Source organism: Thermobacillus composti KWC4 (assembly GCF_000227705.2).
GTDB lineage: Bacteria > Bacillota > Bacilli > Paenibacillales > Paenibacillaceae > Thermobacillus > Thermobacillus xylanilyticus.
This window is the reverse complement of sequence record NC_019897.1, coordinates 3,375,309-3,400,644: the sequence shown is the minus strand read 5'-3', so window position 1 is coordinate 3,400,644 and position 25,336 is coordinate 3,375,309. Positions and strand designations below refer to the sequence as shown.

The 25,336-nt window shown below is 59.4% G+C and carries 22 protein-coding genes and 1 pseudogene; 14 read left to right on the top strand and 9 right to left on the bottom strand.

Annotated elements, in window-relative coordinates:
* Window positions 1–4 precede the first annotated feature (4 nt).
* The 7 genes from THECO_RS15685 (at window position 5) to THECO_RS15660 (ending at window position 8,876) form a co-directional block, all read left to right on the top strand.
* Window positions 5–877 (top strand): carbohydrate ABC transporter permease, encoded by an 873-nt coding sequence (locus THECO_RS15685; protein ID WP_015256014.1) that lies wholly within the window; start codon window positions 5–7, stop codon window positions 875–877.
* 66 nt (window positions 878–943) lie between these two features.
* Entirely contained in the window at window positions 944–1,693 is a 750-nt protein-coding gene (locus THECO_RS22395) for a type 2 periplasmic-binding domain-containing protein (protein WP_232427699.1), read from the top strand.
* Window positions 1,694–1,767: 74 nt separating this feature from the next.
* Complete coding sequence (locus THECO_RS22390) at window positions 1,768–2,511, top strand: hypothetical protein (protein ID WP_232427698.1); 744 nt, start codon at window positions 1,768–1,770, stop codon at window positions 2,509–2,511.
* Window positions 2,512–2,633: 122 nt separating this feature from the next.
* Complete coding sequence (locus THECO_RS15675; protein ID WP_157373732.1) at window positions 2,634–4,400, top strand: sensor histidine kinase; 1,767 nt, start codon at window positions 2,634–2,636, stop codon at window positions 4,398–4,400.
* On the top strand, window positions 4,375–5,130 hold the full coding sequence (locus tag THECO_RS15670; protein WP_015256011.1) for a response regulator transcription factor: 756 nt from the start codon (window positions 4,375–4,377) through the stop codon (window positions 5,128–5,130). The genes THECO_RS15675 and THECO_RS15670 overlap by 26 nt, the downstream gene beginning before the upstream one ends.
* Complete coding sequence (locus tag THECO_RS15665; RefSeq protein WP_041853947.1) at window positions 5,127–7,442, top strand: glycoside hydrolase family 95 protein; 2,316 nt, start codon at window positions 5,127–5,129, stop codon at window positions 7,440–7,442. Before THECO_RS15670 ends, THECO_RS15665 begins: the two co-directional genes overlap by 4 nt.
* Window positions 7,443–7,460: 18 nt before the next feature.
* Window positions 7,461–8,876, top strand: a complete 1,416-nt coding sequence (locus tag THECO_RS15660; RefSeq protein WP_015256009.1) for a family 43 glycosylhydrolase — start codon at window positions 7,461–7,463, stop codon at window positions 8,874–8,876.
* A gap of 43 nt (window positions 8,877–8,919) precedes the next feature.
* Here the strand turns inward: THECO_RS15660 and THECO_RS15655 are convergent, their stop codons facing one another.
* On the bottom strand, window positions 8,920–9,420 hold the full coding sequence (locus tag THECO_RS15655) for a hypothetical protein (protein WP_015256008.1): 501 nt from the start codon (window positions 9,418–9,420) through the stop codon (window positions 8,920–8,922).
* Window positions 9,417–9,791, bottom strand: a complete 375-nt coding sequence (locus THECO_RS15650) for an RDD family protein (protein WP_015256007.1) — start codon at window positions 9,789–9,791, stop codon at window positions 9,417–9,419. Before THECO_RS15650 ends, THECO_RS15655 begins: the two co-directional genes overlap by 4 nt.
* Window positions 9,792–9,932: 141 nt before the next feature.
* Between THECO_RS15650 and THECO_RS15645 the strand changes: the two genes are divergently transcribed.
* Window positions 9,933–10,529 (top strand): hypothetical protein, encoded by a 597-nt coding sequence (locus tag THECO_RS15645; protein ID WP_157373592.1) that lies wholly within the window; start codon window positions 9,933–9,935, stop codon window positions 10,527–10,529.
* A 406-nt stretch (window positions 10,530–10,935) separates the two neighbouring features.
* Here the strand turns inward: THECO_RS15645 and THECO_RS15635 are convergent, their stop codons facing one another.
* From THECO_RS15635 to THECO_RS15620, 4 genes are all read right to left on the bottom strand, one after another.
* Entirely contained in the window at window positions 10,936–11,892 is a 957-nt protein-coding gene (locus tag THECO_RS15635; RefSeq protein ID WP_015256004.1) for an IS30 family transposase, read from the bottom strand.
* Between the two features lie 188 nt (window positions 11,893–12,080).
* Complete coding sequence (locus tag THECO_RS15630; protein WP_015256003.1) at window positions 12,081–13,100, bottom strand: zinc-binding alcohol dehydrogenase family protein; 1,020 nt, start codon at window positions 13,098–13,100, stop codon at window positions 12,081–12,083.
* 27 nt (window positions 13,101–13,127) lie between these two features.
* Entirely contained in the window at window positions 13,128–14,072 is a 945-nt protein-coding gene (locus THECO_RS15625; protein ID WP_015256002.1) for an aldo/keto reductase, read from the bottom strand.
* 24 nt (window positions 14,073–14,096) lie between these two features.
* Window positions 14,097–14,927 (bottom strand): amidohydrolase family protein, encoded by an 831-nt coding sequence (locus THECO_RS15620; protein ID WP_015256001.1) that lies wholly within the window; start codon window positions 14,925–14,927, stop codon window positions 14,097–14,099.
* A 229-nt stretch (window positions 14,928–15,156) separates the two neighbouring features.
* Here THECO_RS15620 and THECO_RS15615 point away from each other — a divergent pair, with 229 nt between their 5' ends.
* Complete coding sequence (locus tag THECO_RS15615) at window positions 15,157–15,711, top strand: Rossmann-fold NAD(P)-binding domain-containing protein (RefSeq protein ID WP_015256000.1); 555 nt, start codon at window positions 15,157–15,159, stop codon at window positions 15,709–15,711.
* 83 nt (window positions 15,712–15,794) lie between these two features.
* On the opposite strand, the gene THECO_RS15610 is transcribed toward THECO_RS15615, so the two are convergent.
* Window positions 15,795–16,715 (bottom strand): ArsR/SmtB family transcription factor, encoded by a 921-nt coding sequence (locus tag THECO_RS15610; protein WP_015255999.1) that lies wholly within the window; start codon window positions 16,713–16,715, stop codon window positions 15,795–15,797.
* Window positions 16,716–17,107: 392 nt separating this feature from the next.
* Here THECO_RS15610 and THECO_RS15605 point away from each other — a divergent pair, with 392 nt between their 5' ends.
* The 5 genes and pseudogenes from THECO_RS15605 to THECO_RS15585 all read left to right on the top strand — a co-directional run bounded on the left by THECO_RS15605 (window position 17,108) and on the right by THECO_RS15585 (window position 23,016).
* Complete coding sequence (locus THECO_RS15605) at window positions 17,108–18,505, top strand: ABC transporter substrate-binding protein (RefSeq protein ID WP_015255998.1); 1,398 nt, start codon at window positions 17,108–17,110, stop codon at window positions 18,503–18,505.
* A gap of 79 nt (window positions 18,506–18,584) precedes the next feature.
* Complete coding sequence (locus THECO_RS15600) at window positions 18,585–19,514, top strand: carbohydrate ABC transporter permease (RefSeq protein WP_015255997.1); 930 nt, start codon at window positions 18,585–18,587, stop codon at window positions 19,512–19,514.
* Window positions 19,515–19,527: 13 nt separating this feature from the next.
* The gene (locus THECO_RS15595; RefSeq protein WP_015255996.1) at window positions 19,528–20,388 is read left to right on the top strand and encodes a carbohydrate ABC transporter permease; all 861 of its coding nucleotides are present in this window, start codon (window positions 19,528–19,530) and stop codon (window positions 20,386–20,388) included.
* A 157-nt stretch (window positions 20,389–20,545) separates the two neighbouring features.
* A pseudogene (locus THECO_RS15590) lies at window positions 20,546–22,000 on the top strand (glycoside hydrolase family 43 protein); the annotation flags it as partial.
* A gap of 56 nt (window positions 22,001–22,056) precedes the next feature.
* A complete protein-coding gene (locus tag THECO_RS15585; protein ID WP_015255994.1) occupies window positions 22,057–23,016 on the top strand; it encodes a glycoside hydrolase family 43 protein in 960 nt (319 codons plus the stop codon).
* A gap of 349 nt (window positions 23,017–23,365) precedes the next feature.
* Here the strand turns inward: THECO_RS15585 and THECO_RS15580 are convergent, their stop codons facing one another.
* Both THECO_RS15580 and THECO_RS15575 read right to left on the bottom strand, forming a co-directional pair.
* Window positions 23,366–24,130 carry a sugar phosphate isomerase/epimerase family protein gene (locus THECO_RS15580; RefSeq protein ID WP_015255993.1) on the bottom strand — a complete coding sequence of 255 codons (765 nt, stop codon included), beginning with the start codon at window positions 24,128–24,130 and terminating at the stop codon, window positions 23,366–23,368.
* Complete coding sequence (locus THECO_RS15575; protein WP_015255992.1) at window positions 24,127–25,176, bottom strand: Gfo/Idh/MocA family protein; 1,050 nt, start codon at window positions 25,174–25,176, stop codon at window positions 24,127–24,129. Before THECO_RS15575 ends, THECO_RS15580 begins: the two co-directional genes overlap by 4 nt.
* Window positions 25,177–25,336 lie beyond the last annotated feature (160 nt).

The window sequence follows — 25,336 nt, the reverse complement described above, 5'->3', positions numbered from 1 at the left end:
CATCATGAAAGGGCGCTTGGAAGACCGAATATTTGACGGCGTCAACTATTTGCTGCTGTCACTCATTTTCTTCGTCACCGCCTATCCGTTCTATTATCTGCTTGTCACATCTTTCAACTCGGGCACGGACGCGCTCCTGGGAGGAGCATACTTCTGGCCTTCGGATTTCACGCTGGAGAACTACAAGACGTTCTTCAACGATTCGAAATGGCTGTCCGCGCTGTTCATGAGCATCGCGCGGACGGTCGCCGGCGCCGTCACGGGCGTGCTGTTCACCTGTCTGGTGGCGTACGGCCTGTCGCACAAAGGGCTGGTGTTCAGCAAGGTTTACTTTTCCCTGGTCATCTTCGCCATGTATTTCTCGGGCGGCCTGATTCCGTACTACGTTGTGCTGCGCTCCCTGGGGCTGCTCAATTCGTTCGCCACTTACATCATCCCGGGGATGCTGAACACGTTCTTCCTGCTGATCGCGATCTCGTTCTTCCGGGAGATTCCGAATGATCTGAAGGAATCGGCGTGGATGGACGGCGCGAGCGAGCTGAAGATTTTCTATCGGATCATTCTGCCGATCTCCAAGCCGCTCATCGCCACGATGGCTTTGTTCGTCGGAGTCGGGCATTGGAATTCATGGCTGGATTCCGCCTACTTCGTCCGGGCAGAGTATCTGCGGACGCTGTCCTACCGGCTGATCGAGATCATCAACCAGAGCCGGGTGCCGCAGGAGGCGATCGAGGCCGCCGCCGGCGCGTCATCGGTCACCAGCTACTCGCTGCAGGTGACCGCGATGATCGTGTCGATCGCTCCGATCATCTGCGTGTATCCGTTCCTGCAGAAGTACTTCGTGGCGGGCATCATGCTCGGCTCGGTCAAGGAATAACTCCCCATTTGTTATTAAAGCGCAAGCTTTAATAAGATAAACTCACAGACAATGGAGGGCTCGCGAATGAAAAAGACATGGGGTTCGTTGTTCATTCTGACGCTCATCCTGGCCTTGCTGGCCGGATGCGGCGGAGGAGGCAACGCGAAATCCGGCTCCAATTCCGGGGGGCAGACGGGCCAGAACGGATCGGCCTCCGACTCCGGATCGCAGGATGAAATCGTGGAGCTGGACTTGTTCATCAACCACTCCTGGTACCCGGTTCGGTCCTGGACGGGATCGATCGCGGAAGAAATCACGAAGCGGACGGGCGTCAAGCTGAACGTCACGGTCGCCGCCGATTCGGAACAGCTGCCGCTCATGATCGCATCCGGCGACCTGCCCGACCTGATCTTCACGGTTCGGGAACCGAGGCTGGAAAATCCGGACATATCGTACCCCTGGAATGAACTGATCGAGAAGTATGCGCCGGACTTCGAGATCGATCCGGTCCGGCTGGCGGTGAACACGGCGCAGGACGGCAATGTTTACACGGTGCTCAACGCCTACGCCACCCCGGAAGAATGGGCGAGCAATCCGTATGCGCTGGGCAACGACGGCAACCCCGGCATCGCGGTGAGACAGGATATTCTGGACGAGCTCGGCGCGAAGATCGAAACGCTGGATGATTTCGTGTCCGTCCTGGAGCAGGTGAAGCAGAAGCATCCGGACATGGTGCCGATGACGATGGACATCGAATGGATTCCGCAATATTTCAAAATGCAGTTCGGCATCCCGCCGCACAGCTCCTGGCATGACCAGAAAACGGTGAGCTGAAGCACGTCATCTCGCATCCGAACGCGCTCAAGTTCTACAAGTTCATGAACAGCCTGTACCGGAACGGTTATATTTTGGCCGAGAACTTTACGTACAGCAACGACCAGATCGACGACGAATACGCGGTCACCGGCAGAGCGTTCGCCCACAGCCATACGGTCAGCGTCGCGGAAGCGGACAACGCCAAGGTGAAGAACCAGGGCAACAATTATCAGTTCACGATGATTCCGTCGGCGCTCACGGATGAAGCGTACAACCTGAGCACCGGCACCGGCTTCTCCGGGGTCTATATCACGAAGAACAACAAGAACCCGCAGAAATCGATCGAGTTCATCAAGTTCCTGGCAAGCAAGGAAGGCCTGGAGCTGGTCATGTTCGGCATCGAGGGCAAGCATTGGGAGTGGCATCCGGACGGCTACCCGGTCTTCCATTACGATGTGAACGACGCCGACTACGTCAATTCGGAAGGCCTGAAATGGTGGTACCTGTATTCGGACGCGATCGTGGAAGGGCTGCGCGGATACGTGCCGGGCACGCAGACGACGAAGGCGCTGCAGGAGATCAAGGAAATTACGGACCACAATCCCGCAATCGGCATGGTGAAGCTGCAGGACGGCACCGACGAGAAAATCATTTTCGACAAGATCAAGGAAATGGTGAAAACGGAGGAAGTCCGCATCTATCTGGCCGAATCGGAGGAAGCTGCGGAACAGGCGTATCAGAAGATGCTCCAGCTCGCGGAAGACATCGGGCTCAGCAAACTGGAAAGCTGGGCGACGGCGGAATACAAGAAGATGCAGGAGCTGTTCAATCAATAATCCGGAGCAGGCGTACAAAGGGGTCCTTCCCAGACCCCTTTTTTCCACTTGTTGCGCAACTGCGAAGGGATTAAAGTAGTCGTATAGACATAGACCGTTGCTGCCCGAGGGACGTGAAGGTGATGAAACGTTTGTTCTCCAGAATGAGCATTGTCAGGAAAATGGTGCTGGGCTATTTCGTCATCATCTTTGTCCCGGTCATCACCTTCGGTTTCTACCATAATCATCTGATGTACCAGAGCATGATCGAAGAATATGCGGGCGGCAAGCAGCAAATCATTGAACAGTCGTACGCCAACCTGAGGATCGATCTGCTGCAGATCTCGTCCAATTACGGGTTGTTCCAGCACAACTCCAACGTCATCGACTATCTGAACGGCGCGTACCGGTACAACTGGGAATACGTCTACTCGTACCAGAAGTACATCAAGCCCCTGCTGTCGGGCATGCTGTACGGCAATGACCATATCCGGGATATCCGGATCTACAAGGCAAGCGAGCGGGTATTCACCGCTCCGGAACACATCATCGATATGGAAGCCCTTCCATCGAACGTCCGGGAAGAGCTGCGCCGGCTCCCTCCGGGCAAAGGCCTCTGGTTCTGCGAATTGTCCGAATCGGGCGAATGGAAGCTGGCCTATTACCAGAACATGTACGCCGAGCGGTTCTCCAAACATGTCGGCGTCTTCTCCGTCGAGGTCGATCCGAAACTGCTGTACAGCTTCGCCAATACGCTGAGCAATGAAGGGCGCTCGGACGTTTACCTGCTGACCGGGGATTTGAAGTCCAGCCCGCCCGGCGCGAGGGAAGACATGATCGGAAAGATGCTCGAGCGGCCGTTCGCGTATTTCTTCCTCGACCGCAAGTCGCTGCTCGTCAACCACCTGACGATCGAGGAGCTGGGGCTCAGAGCGGCCGTCGTCAGCAAAACAGAGGATGTGTTCGCCAGCACGGCCAGGCAGAGAGTCTGGCTGTTCCTGATGATCGCCGGGCTGCTGCTGCTCCTGTCGGGGATTTACTACATGCTGGCGGTGTCGGTGACGAAAAGACTGTCGCGATTGGCCAGACATATGCGCCAGGTCGGCGAGAACAACTTCAAGACGCTCGACCATCGGGACGACCAGGACGAGATCGGCTATCTGACCTACACGTATAACTCGATGCTGCAGCGGATCGATGAGCTGGTCAACAAAGTGCAGCGCTCGGAGCTGCTTCGAAAGGAAAGCGCCTACAAGGCGCTGCAGGCGCAGGTCAAACCGCATTTCCTGTACAACACGCTGGAAACGATCCGCATGCTGGCCGAGGCGAACGACGACCGCGAAGTGGCGGAACTCGCTTATTCCTTCGGACAGTTCATGCGCTACAGCCTGTCGAGCGACCACGAGCAGTTCAGGCTGAGCGATGAGGTCCGGAATATCGAGAACTACATGAAAATCCAGAAAACCCGCCTTGGCAGCCGGCTCACGTACAGCATCTCGGTCGAGGCCGACATCCGCCAGATCCCGTGCCCGCAGTTTATTTTGCAGCCGCTGGTTGAAAATTGCATCGTGCACGGACTGTCGACGATCCGGCGGAAGGGGGCCATCGCGATCCGCATCACGGATGACGACAACCGCGTGCGGGTCGAGATCTCGGACAACGGCGCGGGCATGCCGGAGCAGCGGCTGGAGGAAATCCGGAGGCTGCTGAACAATCGGCTGGATATCAAGGAATTTTCGACCCAGGACAGCGGCCTCGGCATTTACAACGTCAGCGAGCGCATCAAGACGTACTACGGAGAAGATTCCCGTCTGGAAGTGGACAGCAAGCCCGGCGAAGGGACGGATTTCAGGCTTTATTTGAACAAAAAAGGGATGAATGGACATGTTGAACCTGCTGATCGTGGATGACGAGATGGTGATTCTGCACGGCATCGTCAAGATCATAAGGGAAGGGAAGACGCCGTTCACCCGGATCGAAAGCGCCCTGGATGCCTGTGAAGCCTTGTCTGTCATGGAGGATTTCGCGCCCGATCTGATCATGACCGACATTCACATGCCGGAGATGAACGGTCTGGAATTGATTCAGGAAGTGAAGGAGCGCGGAGCGTGCGGCCGCTTCATCATCCTGACGGGCCATGACGAATTCGAATACGCCAGGCAGGCCCTCCGCCACCAGGTCATCGATTATCTGCTGAAACCGATCAACAAGATGGAATTGCTGGACCTGCTGCGCACTGTAGCTAAAACGATATTGGAAGAGGAGCAGGACGGCGCGAAGCATGCGCGGTCCGATTCGCAGTACAGCTTCCATGTGGAGAAAATTTTGCGGCATATCGATCAGCATTATCACCGGGACCTGTCCCTGGACCAGTGTTCCGAGCTGACGGGACTGCATCCCAACTATATCAGCCAGTTGTTCAAGAAGGAGACGGGCGTGTCGTTCGTGCAGTATTTGCACCATTACCGGATCGAGAAAGCGAAGGAGCTGCTGAAGAAAGACGGCGGCCTGCCCGTTCAGGTGATCGGCAATCAGGTGGGATTCGAGAATCCGCAGCATTTCATGAAAGTGTTCAAGAAGCTCGTCGGCTGCACGCCGGGGGCTTATCGGGAATCGGATGCGAAAGGTGATGGAGCATGAGCCGTTTGGTGATGAAGTACGACCGGCCGGCCGCCGAGTGGAATGAAGCGCTGCCGATCGGCAACGGCCGCATGGGCGCGATGGTCTTCGGCCATCCGGTGAGCGAGCGGCTGCAGCTCAACGAAGATTCGCTCTGGTACGGCGGTCCGCGGGACCGCAACAATCCGGATGCGGCGAAGGTGCTGCCCGAAATTCGCCGGTTGATTTTCGAAGGAAAGCCGCGGGAGGCGGAGCGGCTGGCGGTGACGGGCCTGTCGGGCATTCCCGAGACGCAGCGGCATTACGAACCGCTCGGGCAGTTGCTGCTCCATTTCGAAGGGATCGATCCGGATGCGGTCGAGCAATATCAGCGAAGCCTGGATCTGGAGCGGGCCGTCGCGTCGGTTGAATTTCTGCACCGCGGCGTGCGGCATCGGCGGGAGTATTATGCAAGCTGTCCGGATCAGGCGATCATCGTCCGCGCGACCGCCGACCGGCCGGGGCAGATCTCGCTCACGGCGCGGCTGGAGAGGGCGAGATGGCGTTACGTCGATGCGACGGGCCGCAGCGGGACGGACGCGATCTACATGACGGGCGCGAGCGGCGGAGCGGAGGGCGTTTCCTTCGCGGCGGCGGTGACGGCGAGGACCGAGGGCGGCAGTCTGGACGCAATCGGCGAACATCTCGTGGTTGAGCATGCGGACAGCGTGACGCTGGTCATCTCGGCGGCGACCAGCTTCCGCGAGAAGGAGCCGCTCGCGCATTGTCTGGCGCATGCCCGGACCGTATGCGCGGCGCCGGATGACGAGCGGTATGCGCGGCATGTGCGGGACTATCGGGAACTGTTCGGCCGGGTGTCACTCGCTTTGGGCGGAGATGAGGAGCGGAGCGTACTTCCCGTTCCGGAGCGGCTGGAACGTCTGCGCAAGGGAGAAGAGGATCCGGCGCTTGCGGCGTTGTATTTTCAATATGGACGGTATCTGCTCATCGCCTCCAGCCGTCCGGGATCGCTGCCCGCCAATCTGCAGGGCATCTGGAACGACCACTTCCTGCCGCCGTGGGACAGCAAGTACACGATCAACATCAATGCGCAGATGAACTACTGGCCCGCGGAAAGCTGCGCCTTGCCCGAATGCCATGAACCGCTGTTCGACCTGATCGAGCGGCTCAGGGAACCCGGCCGCAGGACGGCGCGGGTCATGTACGGCTGCCGGGGGTTCGCCGCGCACCACAACACCGATATCTGGGCGGACACGGCGCCGCAGGACACCTATATTCCCGCATCGTACTGGCCGCTCGGCGCGGCCTGGCTCTGCCTGCATCTGTGGGAGCATTACCGGTTCACGCAGGATCTGCCGTTCCTTGAGCGGTCGTTGGAGACGATGAAGGAAGCGGCACGGTTCGTGATGGATTACCTGGTGGAAGGGCCGAGCGGCGAGCTTGTCACCTGTCCATCGGTATCGCCGGAGAACAGCTACGTGCTGCCGAACGGGGAGACGGGCGTGCTGTGCGCCGGCCCGACGATGGATACGCAGATCATCCGCGCGCTGCTGAGCGCTTGTGTAGAGGCGGAGCGGGTACTGTCGGACCGGACGGGCAAGGCCTCCGACGAGGCGTTCATCCGCGAAGCGGAGCTCGTGCTCAAGCGGCTTCCGAAGGAGAAAATCGGCAAGCTCGGCACGATCCAGGAATGGTACGAAGACTACGATGAAGCGGAGCCGGGGCATCGCCACATCTCGCACCTGTTCGCCCTGCACCCGGGCGATCAGATTACGCCGCGGCGGACGCCGGAGCTTGCGCAGGCCGCGCGCCGCACGCTGGAGCGCAGGCTGTCGCACGGCGGCGGGCACACCGGCTGGAGCCGGGCGTGGATCATCAATTTCTGGGCGCGGCTGGAGGACGGCGAGCTGGCGCATGAGAATCTCGTCGCCCTGCTGTGCAAATCGACCTTGCCGAATCTGCTGGACAACCATCCGCCGTTCCAGATCGACGGCAACTTCGGCGGCACGGCCGGCATCGCCGAGATGCTGCTGCAGAGCCACGACGGCGTCATCCACCTGCTTCCGGCGCTGCCGAAAGCTTGGCCCGCGGGGGAAGTTGCGGGGCTGCGCACGCGCGGGGGATACGAGGTTGACATCAGGTGGGCGGAAGGCGTTCTGGTCGAAGCATGGATCACGCCCCGGTGCGACGGCACCTGCACGTTCCGGGTTTCCCGCGATGTGGAGGTCCGGCTGGGCGATCGCGAGGTTGCGGTCCGGCGGGACGCGCGATATGCGGATGTGATGTCGTTCGAAGCGCAGGCAGGGCTCAGATATTGCCTGAAGGCCAAATAAATAAAAGGGGATGATGGCATGAAGAAACAAGCGTTCAACCCGTATCTGCCGTCCTGGGAGTACATACCCGACGGCGAACCGTATGTGTTCGATGGCCGTGTGTACGTCTACGGCTCGCATGACCGGTTCAACGGCCATGTTTTCTGCCTGAACGATTACGTCTGCTGGTCGGCGCCCGTGGACAATCTGGGGGATTGGCGGTATGAAGGGGTCATTTACAAGAAGACGGACGACCCGCTCAATCCGGACGGCAGCATGTGCCTGTACGCGCCGGATGTGACCCGGGGGCCGGACGGGCGGTACTATCTGTTCTATGTGTTGGACAAAGTCTCCGTCGTCTCGGTCGCGGTGTCCGACACGCCGGCCGGCAAGTTCGAGTTCTACGGCTATGTCCGGTATCCGGACGGCACGCGGCTCGGGGAGCGGGAAGGCGATCAGCACCAGTTCGACCCCGGCGTCCTGACGGAAGGGGACCGGACCTATCTGTATACCGGTTTCTGCCCGAGAGGGGACAAGTCGCGGAGCGGCTGCATGGCCACCGTGCTCGGGCCGGACATGCTGACGATCATCGAGGAACCGGTCTTCGTGCTGCCGAGCGAGCCTTACAGCCGGGGCACCGGGTTCGAGGGGCATGAATACTTCGAGGCGCCGTCCATCCGCAAGCGCGGGGATACGTACTATCTGATCTATTCGTCGATCGTCATGCATGAATTGTGCTACGCGACGAGCAAGGACCCGACGAAAGGCTTCAAGTATGGCGGGGTCATCGTCAGCAACGCGGACCTGCACATCGATGTCTACAAGCCGGCGGACAAGCCGATGTACTACGGCGGGAACAACCACGGCAGCATCGTGGAGATCGGGGATCAGTGGTACATCTTCTATCACCGGCAGACGAACGGCCACCATTACTCCCGGCAAGGCTGCGCGGAGCCGATCCGATTCCGTGAGGACGGCAGCATCGTGCAGGCGGAGATGACGTCCTGCGGCCTGAACGGCGGACCGCTCGCCGGGCGCGGCGAATATCCGGCCTATATCGCCTGCAATCTGTTCTGCAAGGATGAGGAGCTGTACATCGGCACCTACGGCGCCTGGATGGACGGCCGGTTCCCGAAGATTACCCAGGACGGCAAGGACGGGGACGAGGAGCCCGGCTACATCGCGAACATGCGGGATACGGCGACGGCCGGCTTCAAATATTTCGACTGCCGCGGCGTGAAGAGGGTCAAAATCAAGGTGCGCGGCTACGCGAAAGGCGCCTTCGAGGTGAAGACGTCGTGGGACGGCCCGGCGCTCGGCTCGATTCCCGTAAACTTCACGAACGTATGGAAGGAATACGCGGCAGACATCGCGATTCCGGACGGCGTCCACGCGCTGTATTTCACGTACAGAGGCGAGGGCAACGCGCAATTGGCATCCTTTACGCTGGAATAACGGGAAGAGGGAGGCATGCGCCTCCCTTTTGCATGTCGGATGTTCAAACGCCGGTTGTGAGATTCGGTCCTTTATAGACGGTGATGTAATCTTTCGGCACCTTGACTCTGGACATCAGGATGTCGGTCAGCGGCTTGCGATCGGTGTTGATCCAGTAATTTGTGCCGCACGGGACACGGGAGCCGTTCTTCAGATAAACATAGCATTCCAACTCGGGCGTGTCCTTCGTCAACTCGATCGTGATCAGGGTTCGCTTCTCGACAAGCTCGATTTCGCGAATGTCCGCAAGAATAATTTTGCGGACTCGAATATTCAAAAAATACTGTTTCACGCTGGTGTCGTCCAGCCGGTACCAGATGGCCGGAGGCACGCCGGAAACCAGGCATATCGCGATGCACAGCACTTTGAGAAACAGGTTCGCATCAAACACGAATGCAGCCGCCGAACCGATGATGCCAAGCGAGAAGACGGCGAGGGGGAGTTTGAACGAGCGAAACCTGAAGATCAATTGGGCTTTCGAAAAGGCACTTTTTTCTTCCGTCATGCGTCCACCACTTGCGTCCCCGAGAGGAAATCCCCGATCCTCCGCCCCCTGGAAATCAGGAACACCAACAAGTCAACTGGCAAGATCAGAAGGGTCACGTTCCGCAAGATCAGCCGGCGTTGTTCGGGCATTGTTCCGCGATCCGCGTCAACTACCCGCAGTTTCAGCAGCCGTTTGCCCGGACTGCGGCCGTTCAAGCAATCCCGAAGCAGCAATAAGGCAATCGCCGGGATCATGGCCAAATACATGACGGACTGCGCTGTTTCGAAGTTGACGTCCGGATTCAGGATCAACCACAACGCGAGCACGGGTCCAAACATCAGGCAGACTAGTGTGTGATCGATAAAGTAAGCAACAAGTCGTTTGAGCATGACGCAAACCTCGACTATCCTCTCGTAAGATCAGAATTAAATATAATTATAGCAATTAATAAGAAATAATTCAATACTTTACAAAAATAGAATTAATATAGTAATATTCGTGTCGAATCAAGAATATTGAAATATCAGTAAATGGAAGTATTTGCTATGCCGTCCGTATCCTCTACCAAATCTACCAGCACGACCGCAAAAACACAAGCCAAATCTGTCAACGAGAACAAGAAGGGCAACGTTACCTACTCCCAGAAAAGTACGAGCATTGCCACTGTCACGGTCAATACCGGAACCGGTTTAGGGGCCAAAGTATCCGTAGCAGGCGTCAAAGCCGAGATATCTGCAAAGTCGTACAACTCCGTTTCAACGAGCGGTAAACCTACACAAAATTTGTATGCGGGCGCCAATGTCAGCGTTACAAACAAACTCCAAATTGCCGTTGAGGCTGAAAGAACAAAGGAAGCGAACGGAAAAACGAGCAGTCCAGGATTTGCGGGAGTTGCCGCAGGCGACCGCACGTACGGAGTTGGATCGACCAACAATAAAGTCGATATCAAAATTGAATTCGGCGTAGGCGCCTATTTGGTGGCAGGCGGAGAAGTCAATGTGGAAGTAAATCTTTCCGAAATCGGAAGAAGGATTGACAAAAACGTGGTGCAGCCCGTCAAGCAAACCGTAGCCAATACCCTGAACAAGCTGCAAGACCCGAAAACCTGGTTCTCTGTAATCTATTGAGATGGATGATATTCAATTTACAGAGGCCTCTCTCGATCTCATCGGATTGTGCAAAGCAGTCGACGATTCATTGAATCCCGTTGACCGTACGCTGTATTTTGATTCGACGGATGAATTCATCGTGATTTATTTCGACAAGAGAATGGTCAAGTTCGGAGATACCGTCTCCATGTACTTCTTTATTTATCACGAATGTGTATACATCATGAATTTGAACATCGATCGCGAGGTGGAAGGGAAGTACATCTATTCCCAGATGTCCATTCCGTACTTGCTGTCTCTTGCGAGTGAACCGAGGAGCCAATACTACTGCACCATTGGCATAGTAAAAAACGAGGATACGATTGTAGGGAAGATACAATTCAAAATTGCATCCAAGAACTTCATTTATTCAAATGACGGATTGTCAAGCTAAATGCGACAGTTCATCCATGAATGCTTCGTAAGCAGATTTCCAGTTCAGGCATTTTCGAGGGCGGTTGTTGATGAGGCGAACAGCCCTCGCAAGCTCCTCGTCTGTAACAATGGCGAAATCGTGTCCTTTAGGAAAGAACTCTCGCAACAGGCCATTGGCATTCTCATTGGAACCACGTTGCCATGATGAGCAGGGATCTGCGAAGTAGACCTTGATGGCATGCGTATGTTCAAGTTCGGTATAACAAGCAAATTCTTTGCCGCGATCGGTTGTTGCCGTCTTGAAGGTCCCTTTCGGATACTGGCTTGCCGCCACGCCAAAGGCGATCTCCATGGAATGAGCTGTGCGGTCCGGCATTTTCACCGCAAAGTAGAGCCGGGTTTTGCGTTCGATAAAAGTCGCCACACACGCCTTGCTCTTCCCTCGGCTCGAAACGATGGTGTCCAGTTCCCAATGGCCGAAAGTTGAACACTTGCGTACTTCTTTCGGGCGCTGACGGATAGGGGTGCCGACGGTGAAACGCCCTCGTGTCTCGATGGGTTTGCGTCGCTTTCCCTTGTGACGAAGCACCTTGTTTTCACATACGGTCAGCTTGCCATCATATAGCCAGCGGTAGATCGTCTTGAAGCATACGAACGCCTGTCCTTCACATCGTCGCCTCTCTGCGATCTGCTCGGGTGACCAGGTCTGCTCCAGCTTCTCTTGCAGTTCCGCAGCCAGCTCGGGTGTGAACTTGCCAGCGGGTACACATGAAGCTCGTCGCTCTTGATAGGCGTCTTGTGCGGACGCGGCTTCATAGCACGCATTCACTTGCCCTCTGCCAAGTTCACGGGCGATCGTGGAGTGGTGGCGTCCAAGCTGTTTGCCGATCTTCCTCGTCGACCAGCCGAGTCGATGCAAAGCCTCTATTTGTCCGCGCTCAATTATGCTAAGATGGGAGTAGCTCATGAATGGATCCTCCTGTACGAATGGGTGTTGTGGTGACTTCCATTTTACACGAATCCATCCATGGGCTCCTTTATTTTTATCTGTCGCACTTCATATTACAATTCGTCAAATCGAAAGAGGTGAGCCAAGAGGCTCCCTCTTTTTTCTTGATTTCCTGATGACACTTTGGTTTCTCCATTGTTACCATATCAAGACCACTCCACCATCGCCTTGATGACCCCGCTCTCCGGCCGAAGCCACTCGTCGAAGGCGTCGATCATCGCGTCGAACGGCGCGCGATGCGTAATGTACCGGTTCGCGTCGATCGCGCCGCGTCGGACGGCACCAAGCACATGTTCGAAATCTTCGCGCGTGGCGTTGCGGCTGCCCATCAGGGTAGTCTCGCGCTTGTGGAAATCCGGGTGCGGGAACGCGATGTCGTTTTTGACCAGTCCGACATAGACCAACGTTCCGCCGTGGGCGAGATAGCCGAGGGCATCCATCATCGACCTGGCGTTGCCGGTTGCATCGAGGACGATGGTCGGGAGATCGCCGTCCGTCAGCTCCGCGATCCGTTTCATCGGATGATCCAGAGCGTTCACGACTTGATCCGCGTCCGCCCAGGATCGGGCGAAAGCAAGCCGGTCATCGTTCACGTCCATGACGATCACCCGCGCGCCGGCGAGCCTCGCGAAGGCGGCCGCGCCGAGCCCGATCGGTCCGGCGCCGATCACGAGCGCCGTCTCGCCGCTGCCTGCGCCCGAGCGTCGCACCGCATGGGCTCCGATGGCCAGCGGTTCCAGTACGGCGGTCTGATCGAGCGTGAGCCCGTCGGTCTTGATCAGATGGGTGACCGGCACGGTGATGCGTTCGCGCATGCCGCCGTCGGTGTGAACGCCGAGCACCCGGAGACCCGCGCAGCAGTTCGTCCGGCCCCTCCGGCAGGCGATGCACGTCCCGCAGTGCAGATACGGCATGATGGCGACCTGGTCGCCTTCCTTGAGCCCCGCCTCATTCCCGCCGATCCATTCAATGGTTCCCGCCAGCTCATGGCCGAGAATGCGGGGATAGGTGAAGTAGGGCTGGTTGCCCTTGAAGGCGTGCATGTCCGTTCCGCAGATGCCGACCCGGCGGATCCGGACGACGGCCTCGCCCGGATCGGCCGCGGGCTCGGGCAGATCGTCCCGCAGCCGGAAGACGCCGATTTCCTCGCATACAATGCCTCTCATACGCAAAATAAACCTCCCTGCGCAACGTTACACCCGGATGTTCTCGTTGTACTCCGGCCGCCCGCTGACCCAGGTGACGTTATGGACGGGCGCAAGCAATTCAAGCACTTCCCGGAGCAGTTCCTCGTCGATCGGCTCGAGGGTCCATCGGGCGTTGCGCGCGATATTGTCCGGGTTCGCCGTGCTGACCAACGTCGTCGGAATCCGTTCGTTCCCCGTCGAGAACTGGATGGCCAGCTTGGCGATGTCGGTTCCCCTGGCGGCGCAAAATTCGGCGGCCTTCCTGCAGGCGGCTTTCAGCTCCGGGGAAGCCGGGTGCCAGTCGGGCGTGCCGCGCAGGCTGAGCAATCCCATGGACAAGGGCGACGCGTTGACGAGGCCGATGCCGCGCGCTTCCAGCATCGGCAGCAGATCGAGCAGCGCCGTGTCGTTCAGCGAGTAGTGGCAGTAGGAGAGGATGACGTCCGCGTCGATCTGCGGGAGCATTTTCTCGAACAGCTGCAGCGGAAGGCCGGAAATGCCCCAAAACCGGATTTTGCCCTGCTCCTTCAGGCGCATCGCGGCCGGCACGGCTTCTTCCAGCACGATATCCGCCGGCACGAACTCGATGTCATGCAGGAAAAAAAGATCGACATAATCGGTATGGAGCCGGGTCAGACTTTCTTCGAGGCTCGACTGAATCCGCCTGGCGGAAAAATCGAACGCATCCACGCCGTAGCGCCCCGCCTTGGTGGACAGCAGGAACTTGTCGCGCGGGATGTCGCGGATTGCCTTGCCGAGCACCGTCTCCGCGCGGGTCAGCCCGTAATACGGGGAGACGTCGATGTAGTTGATGCCGGCGTCAATCGCGGCATGCACCGTACGGATGCTCTCGCTTTCGTCCGCCTCGCGGAACACGGAACCGAGCGAGGATGCGCCGAAGCTCAAGACCGAGACATCGAGGCCGGTATTGCCGAGTTTCCGGTATCGCATCGGGGTGTCGCACCTTCCTTGGATTCAAATTCGGTACACGTTCCGGGCGTTCAGGCCGAACAATGCGGCCCGCTCGCGCTCGCCCCAGTTGTCCGGCAGCGCCTGGAGCAGCACGTCCATCACTTGGTCGTATTCGGCCGCCAGCAGGCATACCGGCCAGTCGCTGCCGAACAGCACGCGATCCGGGCCGAACAGGTCGAGCACGCGGCGGACATAAACCTTGAAGTCCTCCGGTTTCCAGTTGTGATGGTCCGCTTCCGTCACCATGCCGGACAGCTTGCAGTACAGATTGGGATAGCCGGCGAGGACCCGCATATGGGTGAGCCACGGTTCGATCTCTCGGTCCCGGATGCGTGGTTTCGCGATGTGATCGATAACACCGCGCAGATGGGGAACCTGCTCCAGCAGCTTGACCAGCGGTTCCAGCTGGCTGCTCTTCACGAGCAGATCGACGGTCGTGCCTTCGTCCGCATAGCCTCGGAGCGCCTCGACGAACGCGGGCTCGAGAATCCGGCTTGCGTCCGGCATATCCTGGATCATGATGCGGAAGCCGACGAACTTCGGATGCCGGCGGAACCGCTCGTAATGCCCGCGGTGGGCCGGATCGAACAGGTCCAGCCACCCGACCACGCCGAGAATCGTGGCGTCCGCATCGGCCAGGGACAGGATGAACTCGGTTTCCTCGATCGTCGGAGCGGCTTGCACCAGAATGGTGCCGTCCAGTTGATGCGCTTTCAAATGCGGGGACAGGTCGGCCGGCAGAAAATCCCGGTACAGGACGGGGTACTCGGGCGTAATCCAGCCGTAGTCGCCCCGCTCGATCTTCCAGTAATGCTGATGGGCGTCGATTCGCACCGTTTGGCCCCCTTTCGCATGGCAAATGTACGGTTATCTTCATTATACGGGCGCGCAAAGGGAATAAAATGGCCGCCGTTTGCGTGAATGTACCTTATTTTGATGTGGTTGTCCATTGTTTAGAATTAATGCTTAATAATATTTAAAGTTGTCCCATAATTTCACTGGCGTCATTGTTGCCCATTGATCGAGCGGATCGGGGAGGAAACGGAAAGGAGGTATGATCGGAATGCGTCATGCGCTTGTCATCGGGGGTTCCGGCATGCTGGCCGGCGCAAGTCTGTGGCTGGCCCGACAGGGCCGCGAGGTGACGGTGATCGGCCGGAATCCGCAAAAGCTGAAGCGGCTCAGCGATCAGCATCCGAATCTGCATGGCGTTTCGGCGGATTATTCGCGCGCCGCGGAGTTTGCCGAGACGTTGAACGATATGATGCGGAAATGGGGGCCCGCCGATCTCGTCGTCGCGTGGATTCATCACGACGAGGAGCGCGTGATCGGACAGACGGCCGAGGCCATCCGGCTCGCGGGCGGAGCGGATTTCGGCTGGGAGCTGTACCACGTCCTGGGCAGCAGCTCCAATCTGGACGAGATGCTCCGGAAAATTGCGGTGCCGCCCGAATGCGCCTGCCATCAGGTTCAGTTGGGGTTTGTCATCGAGGGAGGCCGGTCCCGTTGGCTGACCCATGACGAAATCAGCAACGGAGTAATTGAATGTATCCAGAACAATCGGCGCCGCCATGTGGTCGGCACGCTGGAACCATGGGAGAAGCGACCCGGATATTGAGGATGGAGACGACAGACGATGAAGGCCGAACAGGATGAAAGCTCCTGTTCGGCCTTTTATGTGCAGGAACGCCCGCGCGCCGCTTATTCCTTCTTCGGTTCCACATAGGTCAGTTTGCAGACAATGTCCTGATAGTAGTTGCCGAATCCGGCGCCGTAGATCGTCAGGCCGCCGATATGCTTCGCGTCTTCCTTCACTTCCAGCTTCAGGTCCCACTGCATCCGGCGGATGTCGACATCATGGATCGTGTAGTCGGACACCTTCGTCCCTTCGATGAACGTGCCGTCGCCGTTGACCCGGATATGGACGAGGATGCCGTACTGGTTCATCTCGATGTTCCACCACTCGGGCGTGTATTTGCCCCGGGTGCCGCCGAAGTCGCCGGGGCTCGTCCATTTGCCGATCGGACGCCCGTTGAACTCGAACGAAATGTCGGACGGCCAATGGATGTTCGACAGCGGCGCCTCCGACGCGATCTCCATCGTGATCTCCAGTTCCTCCGGCTCCTCTTCCGGCTTCAGGTAGTTTGGAATCTTGTATGTGATGTAGCCCTTCGAGAACCAGAGAATCTTCGCGTCGACCCGTTCGGGGTGGAGAAAATACCGCGGATCGTCGAAGCCGTCGCCGATGATCTGATACTTCGTCGCCAGGCCGCAGGTCGGCTTGACATCGAAGTCGGTGTAGTGGCCGATCGGGATGTTGACGATGTGGAAGTTGCGCGGGATGCGGCCCTTGCTCGGGAACACGAGCTCGATCCGGTCGGCGACCAGCGTGCACAGCTTCTGGGATGCGCCCTTGCCGGGAATCATCTCGGTGCGCACAAGATTGGCGCGTTCGAGCTTCTTCACATGCATCGTAATGATGGAGTTGCTGAGGCCGAGCGCCGACGCCAGATCCTTCATGATCATCGGCTCCTGCGCGAGCAATTCGATGATCTTGATCCGGACGTTGCTGGCCAGTGCTTCAAACAGGGGGAGATTGCTTTCCGATACGATGGTTTCCATGCGATCTCATCCAATATTTCAGTTTTGTATTAACTATACCGTACCGTGTTCAGCTCTGGCAAGTGGATGCGAATGCGGTCGAATTTTTGTTCTTACAGGAGAATAATTTTATAAAAATATAAAATGTTTTATAAAAACCAATTGACAATCGCAAACCTCCCCGTTATCATCCTAAGTAAATCAATTAAAAGCGAAATATTTAACATCAATGTGAACTATTCGCCGGTCAGACGGCGGTATGCCAGGATCGACGGGCGTTGTCCGCAGGGGGTGAGACCGGCCGGGGGTGTCTGCAGCATGGTCAGGCGGTAATCGTTTGCCGAAAATGTAAGCGCTATTATGGGGGCGTCTTTATCCGAAATCATGCAGGCTCAAGGAGGTTGTTTTCCGACATGAGGTCAAAATGGTTGTTCGTGCTGATGCTTGCCGTCTGTCTGGTCGTGACGGCGTGCGGCGGCAGCAGCGGAGGAGGAAACGGCAGTTCGGGCGGCAGCGGCGCCAATGGCGGTGGCAGCGCGAATGCCGGCACGGACGGTTCTGACGGCGGCGGAAGCGGGGCGTCCGGCGGCAAGGTCGAGATTTCGATCTCGTCCTGGGGCGCGCCGGATGAGCGCGCGGTGTTCGAGGCGGTGCTCAAGGAATTCGAGAAAGCGTACCCGGACATCAAGGTCAAGTTCATCCATATCCCGAACGACTATACGACGAAGATGAACACGATGATCGCGGGGAACAGCGCGCCCGACGTCATCTTCACGAGCGACGGCGATTTTCCGCGCTGGGTGAAGCAGGGCGCGTTCCTGGACATCACCGACTACGTGATGGCGAGCACGAAGCTCGACCTGAACGATATGTGGGAGCAGGGGCTGAACCGCTACCGCTACGACGGCAAGAAGACGGGCACCGGCGCCTACTACGCGCTGCCAAAGGACATCGGACCGACGGTCATGTACTACAACAAGGAGATTTTCGACAAGCTGGGCGTGCCGCACCCGAGCCCGGATCAGCCGATGACCTGGGACGAGGCGCTCGAGATGTGGAAAATGCTGACCGTGGACGAGAACGGCGACGGGAAGATCGACATCTACGGCGCCGGCCCGATCTGGTGGGAAGGGTTCGTCTGGTCGAACGGCGGCACGATTCTGAGCGAAGACCGGAAGACATTCACGCTGAACGAGCCGGCTGCCGCCGAAGCGATGCAGTTCATCTATGATCTGACGCATGTGCACAAGGTCGTGCCCGACTCCCGGGCGCTGCAGTCGATGAACGACGGCCAGATGTTCGAGGCCGGCAGGCTGGCGACGATCACGGGCGGCCGATGGATGGTGCCGACTTACCGCAAGCTGAAATTCGACTGGGATGTCGCGCCGATTCCTTCGAACAACGGCACCTGGCTCAGCGGCTGGTCCGGATCGGTCGGTCTCGGCGTCAACGCGAAGACGAAATATCCGGACGAAGCGTTCAAGCTGGTTGAATTTTTCACCGGCATCGAAGGCCAGACGAAGATGACCGAACTCGGCTTCCAGATTCCGAACTTCAAGTCGATGGCCGACGATGAAGTGTACACGCAGCCCGGGCAGAAGCCGGCGCATCCCGAGGTGTTCGTCAAGGCGGGCGAAGCCCAGCAGCCGGGTCCGTGGACGTATCTGCCGAATGGCAAGTGGCTGGACACGCTCAACCAGTATCTCGGCGAATTCTGGAGCGGCAAGGAGACGGCGGCCGAGTTCTTCACCCGGATCAAGCCGGAAGTCGAGAAGGCGCTGAAGGAAGGCAATCCGGAGCTGTTCGAGTAAACGCAGACGCCCGCGGCGCGGGCGAGGAGGCATTCCGCGCCGCACACAACACCGCACGGAAACGGAGGGAACCATCCGGATGGAAGCGCAGACTTCAGCCACTGTGAAGACGCGGCCGGCAAAACGGAAGCGGCGCTCGCTGTACCGCAGCGAGATGCGCTGGGGCTATCTGTTCATCGCACCGCCGTTCATCGGCGTCTTCGTCTTCCTGCTGTATCCGCTGCTGAACTCGCTGTATATGAGTTTGACGAACTTCAACTTCGGACAGCCCGCGGAATTCATCGGCCTGGACAATTACAAGCGGGCGCTTGCGGACGACCCGCTCGTCTGGAAGACGCTCTGGAACACGTTCTACGCCGCGCTCGGCGTGCCGCTCGGCATGATCGCCGCCCTGTTCGCGGCGCTGCTGCTGGACCGGAAGCTGCGCGGGCGCCATTTCTTCCGCATGTTGTTCTTTCTGCCGACGATCTGTTCGGTTGTGGCGCTGGCGATGGTGTGGCGGTGGATTTTCAACGCGGATTTCGGCCTGCTCAACTACTACCTCGGCGTCATCGGCATCGATGCGCCGGCCTGGTTGATCGACCAGACGTGGGCAATGCCGGCCATGATTATCCAGGGGGTATGGGGCGGCCTCGGCGTCAGCATCATTCTGTACCTGGCGGCGCTCGGCAACGTGCCGACTTCGCTGTATGAAGCGGCGACGGTCGACGGCGCGAACGGCTGGCAGAAGTTCATCCACATCACGGTCCCCGGCATCTCTCCGGTCACGTTCTTCATTCTGATTACGTCGCTCATCGGCGCGCTGCAGGACTTCCCACGGTTCCAGCTTCTGACCGGCGGCGGGCCGAACTATTCGACGACGACGATCGTGTACTATCTGTACACCGTCGCGTTCCAGTACAGCGAGATGGGGTATGCTTCCGCTCTCGCCTGGATCCTCGGCATCATCATCATGCTGATCATCGTGATCAATTTCGTGTTCTCGAAACGATGGGTCCATTACAACTGAGGAGGGATGGGCGATGGCTGTGATTGCGGCGGGCAGACGGAAGCGCGGGGCCGCAAAGCGGCTGGCCGATCTGGCAGCCTACATGCTGCTCGGCCTCGGCGGCGTCATCATGGCGGTTCCGTTCCTGTGGATGCTCGCGACATCGCTGAAACCGGACGGCGAACTGTACGCCTACCCGCCGGAGTGGATCGGTTCGCGGCTGGCCTGGGAGAATTACCGCATCATTTTCGAGGAGGCGCACCTGATCCGTGGCTTCTTCAACACGATGATCGTCGTCGTCCCGACGCTGATCATCGGCCTGTTCGTCTGCGCGATGTCGGCTTACGCCTTCGCGAAGCTTCGCTTTCCCGGGCGCGACAAGCTGTTCATGCTGCTCATCGGCACGATGGTCGTGCCGGGCGCGGTCATGATGATTCCGGCGTTCATCATGTTCAAGACGTTTGGCTGGACGGACAGCTGGAAGCCGCTCATCATTCCCGGCATGTTCGGCGCGCCGATGGTCATTTTCTTCCTGAGGCAGTTCATCAAGACACTGCCGGACGAACTGGAGGACGCGGCGAAAATCGACGGGATGAGCCCGCCCGGCATTTTCCTGCGCATCATCGTTCCCCTGACGAAACCGGCGCTCATCACGCAGGGCATTCTGTCGTTCAACGCGGGCTACAACGATTATCTCGGACCGCTCATCTATCTGAACTCGCCGGAGCGCTATACGCTGCAGCTTGAGCTGGCTTCGTTCTCCTCGTACTACGGGACGGAGTGGACGCTGGTCATGGCCGGCGCGGTTGTCGCGCTCATTCCGACGCTCGTGCTGTTCGCGTTCGCGCAGCGCTTCTTCATTGAAGGCATCGCGCTAACGGGGATCAAGGCTTGATGGGGATTGGACGATCATGTTGTGAAGGAGATATGGATGAATGACTGCACTGCCTATCGTCGTCGGCAGGCTGCTGCGCCGGCGAATACCGCTGGAAGGACGGCGTCGGTTGCGGAGGCGCGGCTCGAGCCGCGGCGATGAGCCGGGGAGGCGGCGGATGATGCGTGCGGCTGGCGGTGCGTTGGCCGTACTGGTGGCCGCGGGGGCGCTTTTGACGGGATGCGATGCATTCGGCGAAAAAGGCGGCGGGAAGGAGGCGTGGGTTCCCGTGTTCCATGAAGCGTCCGTGCACGACCCGTCCATTGTGCGCGATGAAAACGGCATGTTCTATGTGTTCGGCTCGCACCTGGCGGCAGCGAAATCGCCCGATCTGATGCGCTGGGAATTGATCGCGTCCGGCGTCTCGGACGGCAACCCGCTCATTCCGAACGTGAGGGAGGAGCTGCGCGAGACGCTGGAATGGGCGGAGAGTGACACGCTGTGGGCGGCGGACGTCATCCGGCTGCCGGACGGCAAGTACTACATGTACTACAACGCGTGCCGGGGAGACTCGCCGCGCTCCGCCATGGGAGTCGCCGTCGCCGATTCGATCGAGGGACCATACCGGGATATCGGCATCATTTTGAAATCCGGCATGTGGGGGGAGCCGAGCGAGGACGGAACGGTGTATGACGCGCGGGTCCATCCGAACGTCGTCGACCCGCATGTGTTTTTTGACAAGGACGGCAAGCTGTGGATGGTGTACGGTTCGTATTCGGGCGGCATTTTCATCCTGGAAATGGACGAGACGACGGGCAAGCCGCTGCCGGGGCAGGGGTACGGCAAGAAGCTCGTCGGCGGCAACCACAGCCGGATCGAGGGGCCGTATATGCTGTACAGCCCGGACACGGAATACTATTATCTGTTCCTGTCGTTCGGCGGATTGGACTCCTTCGGCGGCTACAACATCCGGGTCGCGCGGTCGAAACATCCGGACGGTCCGTTCGTCGACGCGGAAGGGGTCGACATGGCCGAGGTGAAGGCCGATCCGGCGAAGCCGCTGTTCGACGACGCGTCGATCGAGCCGTTCGGGGTGAAGCTGATGGGCAATCACCGGTGGCGCGATCCGCACGGGGCGTTCCGCGAGTTCGGCTATGTGTCGCCGGGGCACAATTCGGCCTGGTACGACGAGGAGACCGAACGGTACTACCTGATTTTCCATTCGCGTTTTCCGTACAGCGGGGAGCGGCATGAGATCCGGGTGCATCAGATGGTGTTCAACGAGCAGGGATGGCCGGTCGTCGTGCCGTTCCGGTACGGCGGGGAGCGGCCGGAGGATGCCGATCCGGAGCGGATTGCCGGCGACTACGAGCTGGTGAACCACGGCAAGGACATCTCTGCCGAAGTGAAGGAGTCTGTGCCGATCCGGCTGGAGGCGGACGGCACGATCAGCGGCAGCGTGTCCGGCCGGTGGACCGCCGGGGATGGAGGCAAGATCCGGCTCACGTTGAGCGGCGAAGATTACGATGGCGTCTGGCTGCGGGCCTGGGACCCGGAAGCGGAAGCGTTCACGGAGACGTTCAGCGCGCTGTCGGGAAAGGGCATCGCGTTGTGGGGCGCGCGGAGGCCGGAACCTTCGCGGGAAGAATAGAATGGCATTTTACATGAACAAGGGAGAGGGAGAGAGCGATGGATCATACTGTCGGAACCGGAATTGCGGATACGTCGGGCGTTCAGCCGCTCATTCTGCAGCGGGCCGATCCGTGGGTGTACCGGCATTCGGACGGTTGGTACTACTTCACGGCGTCCGTGCCCGAATATGACCGGATCGAAGTGCGCCGGGCGCGCACGATTGCCGGGCTGGCGTCGGCCGAACCGGCCGTCGTCTGGCGGCGGCATCCATCCGGGCCGATGAGCGCGAACATCTGGGCGCCGGAGATTCACCACATCGACGGCAAATGGTACATCTATTTCGCCGCGGCGCGGACGACCGAGACGAATGACGGGCTGTTCGATCACCGGATGTACGTGCTCGAGAACGCGTCGGCGAATCCGCTCGAAGGCGAGTGGGTCGAGAAGGGGCAGATCCGCACGATGTGGGAGACCTTTTCACTTGACGCGACGACGTTTGAACACCGGGGGACGCGCTATCTCGTCTGGGCGCAGAAAGATCCCGCGATCGCGGGCAACTCCAATCTGTACATCGCCCCGATGGCGAATCCGTGGACGCTCGCCGCGCCCGGTGTCATGCTGACGAAGCCGGAATACGAATGGGAGCGGATCGGGTTCTACGTGAACGAGGGGCCAGCCGTGTTGAAGCGGAACGGGCGTGTGTTTGTGACGTATTCGGCGAGCGCGACGGATCACCACTATTGCATGGGGCTGCTCGAAGCGCCGGAGGACGCCGATCTCACGGACCCGTCCGTCTGGACGAAGTCGCCGGTGCCGGTGCTGGCGACGGACGAGGCGCGCGGCCTGTACGGGCCGGGGCACAACAGTTTCACCGTCGCGGAGGACGGCGGCGATCTGCTCGTGTTCCACGCGCGGACGTACAAGGAGATCGTCGGCGATCCGCTGTACGATCCGAACCGGCACACGTTCGTGCGGAAGCTGGCGTGGGATGCGGACGGCAGGCCGGTGTTCGGGTAAGTGGCAGGAGCTGCGGCGTGGATGACGCGCTGCAGCTTCTTTTTGTGGGCACGTGGCGGTGCTGTAACGTGGATAGCACGTTACAGGGGTACATGGGCCGTATGCGGAGGAGCTGTAACGTGGATAGCACATTACAGGGGTGCATGGACCGTGTACGGGGGAGTTGTAACGTGGATAGCGCGTTACAGGGGCGCGTGGGCCGCGTGCGAGGGAGCTGTAACGTGGAAATTACGCTAAAGGAGTGCATGGACCGCGTGCGGATACGAGAACCAGCGACACCAACCTGAAAAAAAGGGCGCAGCAACGCGGTTCTCCCGCATCACCGCACCCGCCTGACGTTCGCGAAAAACTAAATCAATTCCGACTCCTTCAAATACAGATAGCTGAACCACGCCGTGTCGAGCCCGGACAGGTGGCGGAGCTGGTCCTGCTCGACCGTCATCCACTCGGCGCCGATCTCCCGCGCCGCCTCGATCGAGCCGCGGATGTCGACGACGCCGGTGCCGAGCGCGGTCCATTTGCCGATCTCGTCGGTGCCGTAGACATCCTTCAGGTGAACCGCCGGCACGCGGCCCGCCATCTTGCGCAGAATATGCGCCGGGTCGGCGCCGCCGAGCGTGATCCACGCGACGTCCAGGCGGAAATAAACCGCCTTCGGATCGGTATGCTCCGCCAGAATATCCAGGGCATACACGCCGTTGAACGTGTTCCTGAACTCGTGGGCGTGGTTATGGTAGCAGAACCTGAGGCCTTCGGCGGCCAGCCGCGCGCCGGCCGCGTTGTACAGCTCCGCGTCGCGCAGCAGCTGATCGCGCGAATCGGCGGGCGCCCACCACAGCGTGACGTCCTTCGTCTCCAGCAGATGAGCCTCCCGGATAATGCGGTCCAGCTCCTTCCCGTCCGCGAGCAGATCCTTGCTTACGCTGTGCGTCGCCACCTGCAGCCCGAGCGAGCGGAACCGGGCGACATTCGCCTTCGCATCGCCTTCGAGCAGCTTCGCGCCGCCCTCGATCCCCTCGTAGCCGATCGCCGCGATGCGTTCCATGGTGCCCCAGAAATCCTGGTTCGCCTCTTCGTGGATGATGCCGATCAGTCCCAGCTTCGGCCGCGTCATGAGGATTTCCCTCCTTCCGCAGGCGCCGTGAACCGGCCCTCCTGCAGCATGGTGATGAACGGATTGTCCGTTACCCCTTCAAGCGGCAGTTCCACCCGCGCGTTGCGCCGCACCGACTCGTAGAAGGCGTAAATGATCTCCGACGCGCGCAACGCTTTTTTATAGGACACCTCCGGCTCTTCCCCCGTGATCAGGCAGTCGACCGCATGGCGAACGTAGCCCGCCATCTGCTCGGCATGCGGCGTCACTTCCACTTCCGGCTTCCAGGACGGATCGGCGTAGACGGCGCCGCCCTTGATCTCGCCATCCCACATCACCTCGAGGAATCCTTCCGTGCCGATGACGCGCACGCCGCCCCAGATGTCCATGTCGGGTCCGCCCGCCTGGATGTTCGCCCGCACGCCGTTGCGGAAGACGACGAGGCCCGCCGCGACGGATTCGGACGGCACGTTGAACCAGTTCAGCGTCTCGCTGGCGTCGACAGCGCCGAGCACCCATTTCGCCGGCGTCTCGTCCATGAAGCTCATCGCCTGGTCGAACGTATGGATGCCGCAGTCGAGCAGATTGGGCGGGGAGTACAGATCCATCCGCACCACGCGGCCGATCCGGCCTTCCCGGATGAGCCGGCGCACCGTCTGGTTGCCGCGCGCGAACCGGCGCTGCAGGGAGAACGTCAGCTGGCAGCCGGTCTCCCCTGCGATGCGGGCCATCTCGAGACATTCGCCCCATCCGGGCGCCATCGGCTTCTCGGACAGCACGGCCCGGACGCCCGCCTCCGCGCAGTCCCGGAACACCGGCAGATGCAGCGGCGTCCAGAGACAGATGATGGCGATATCGGGTTTCACCTCGTCCAGCATCCGCCGGTAATCCGTATAAACGGCGGCGCCGAATCCGAAGGCTTCGTTCAGGGCATTGGCCGAATCCTCCGAAATGTCGGCCAGCGCGACGACCTCAAGCCGGCCGTCGGCCTTGACACCGTGGGCGTGCTCGTGGGCGCGCTTGCCGCATCCGATGAAGGCGACGCGGAACATTGCATTCGTGTTCAACCAGCCATCCCTCCGTTTGTTGAGATGATGTTTGTTGAGATGTTGTATCCCCTTTCATTATGGGATGGCCGGTCCGGAAGCTCAATGCACGCAAGCGAAGTTAAACTGGATCCATTTGATGCCGTGAGCGGAATCACATCCTTCGCTGAAGAAGATGCCT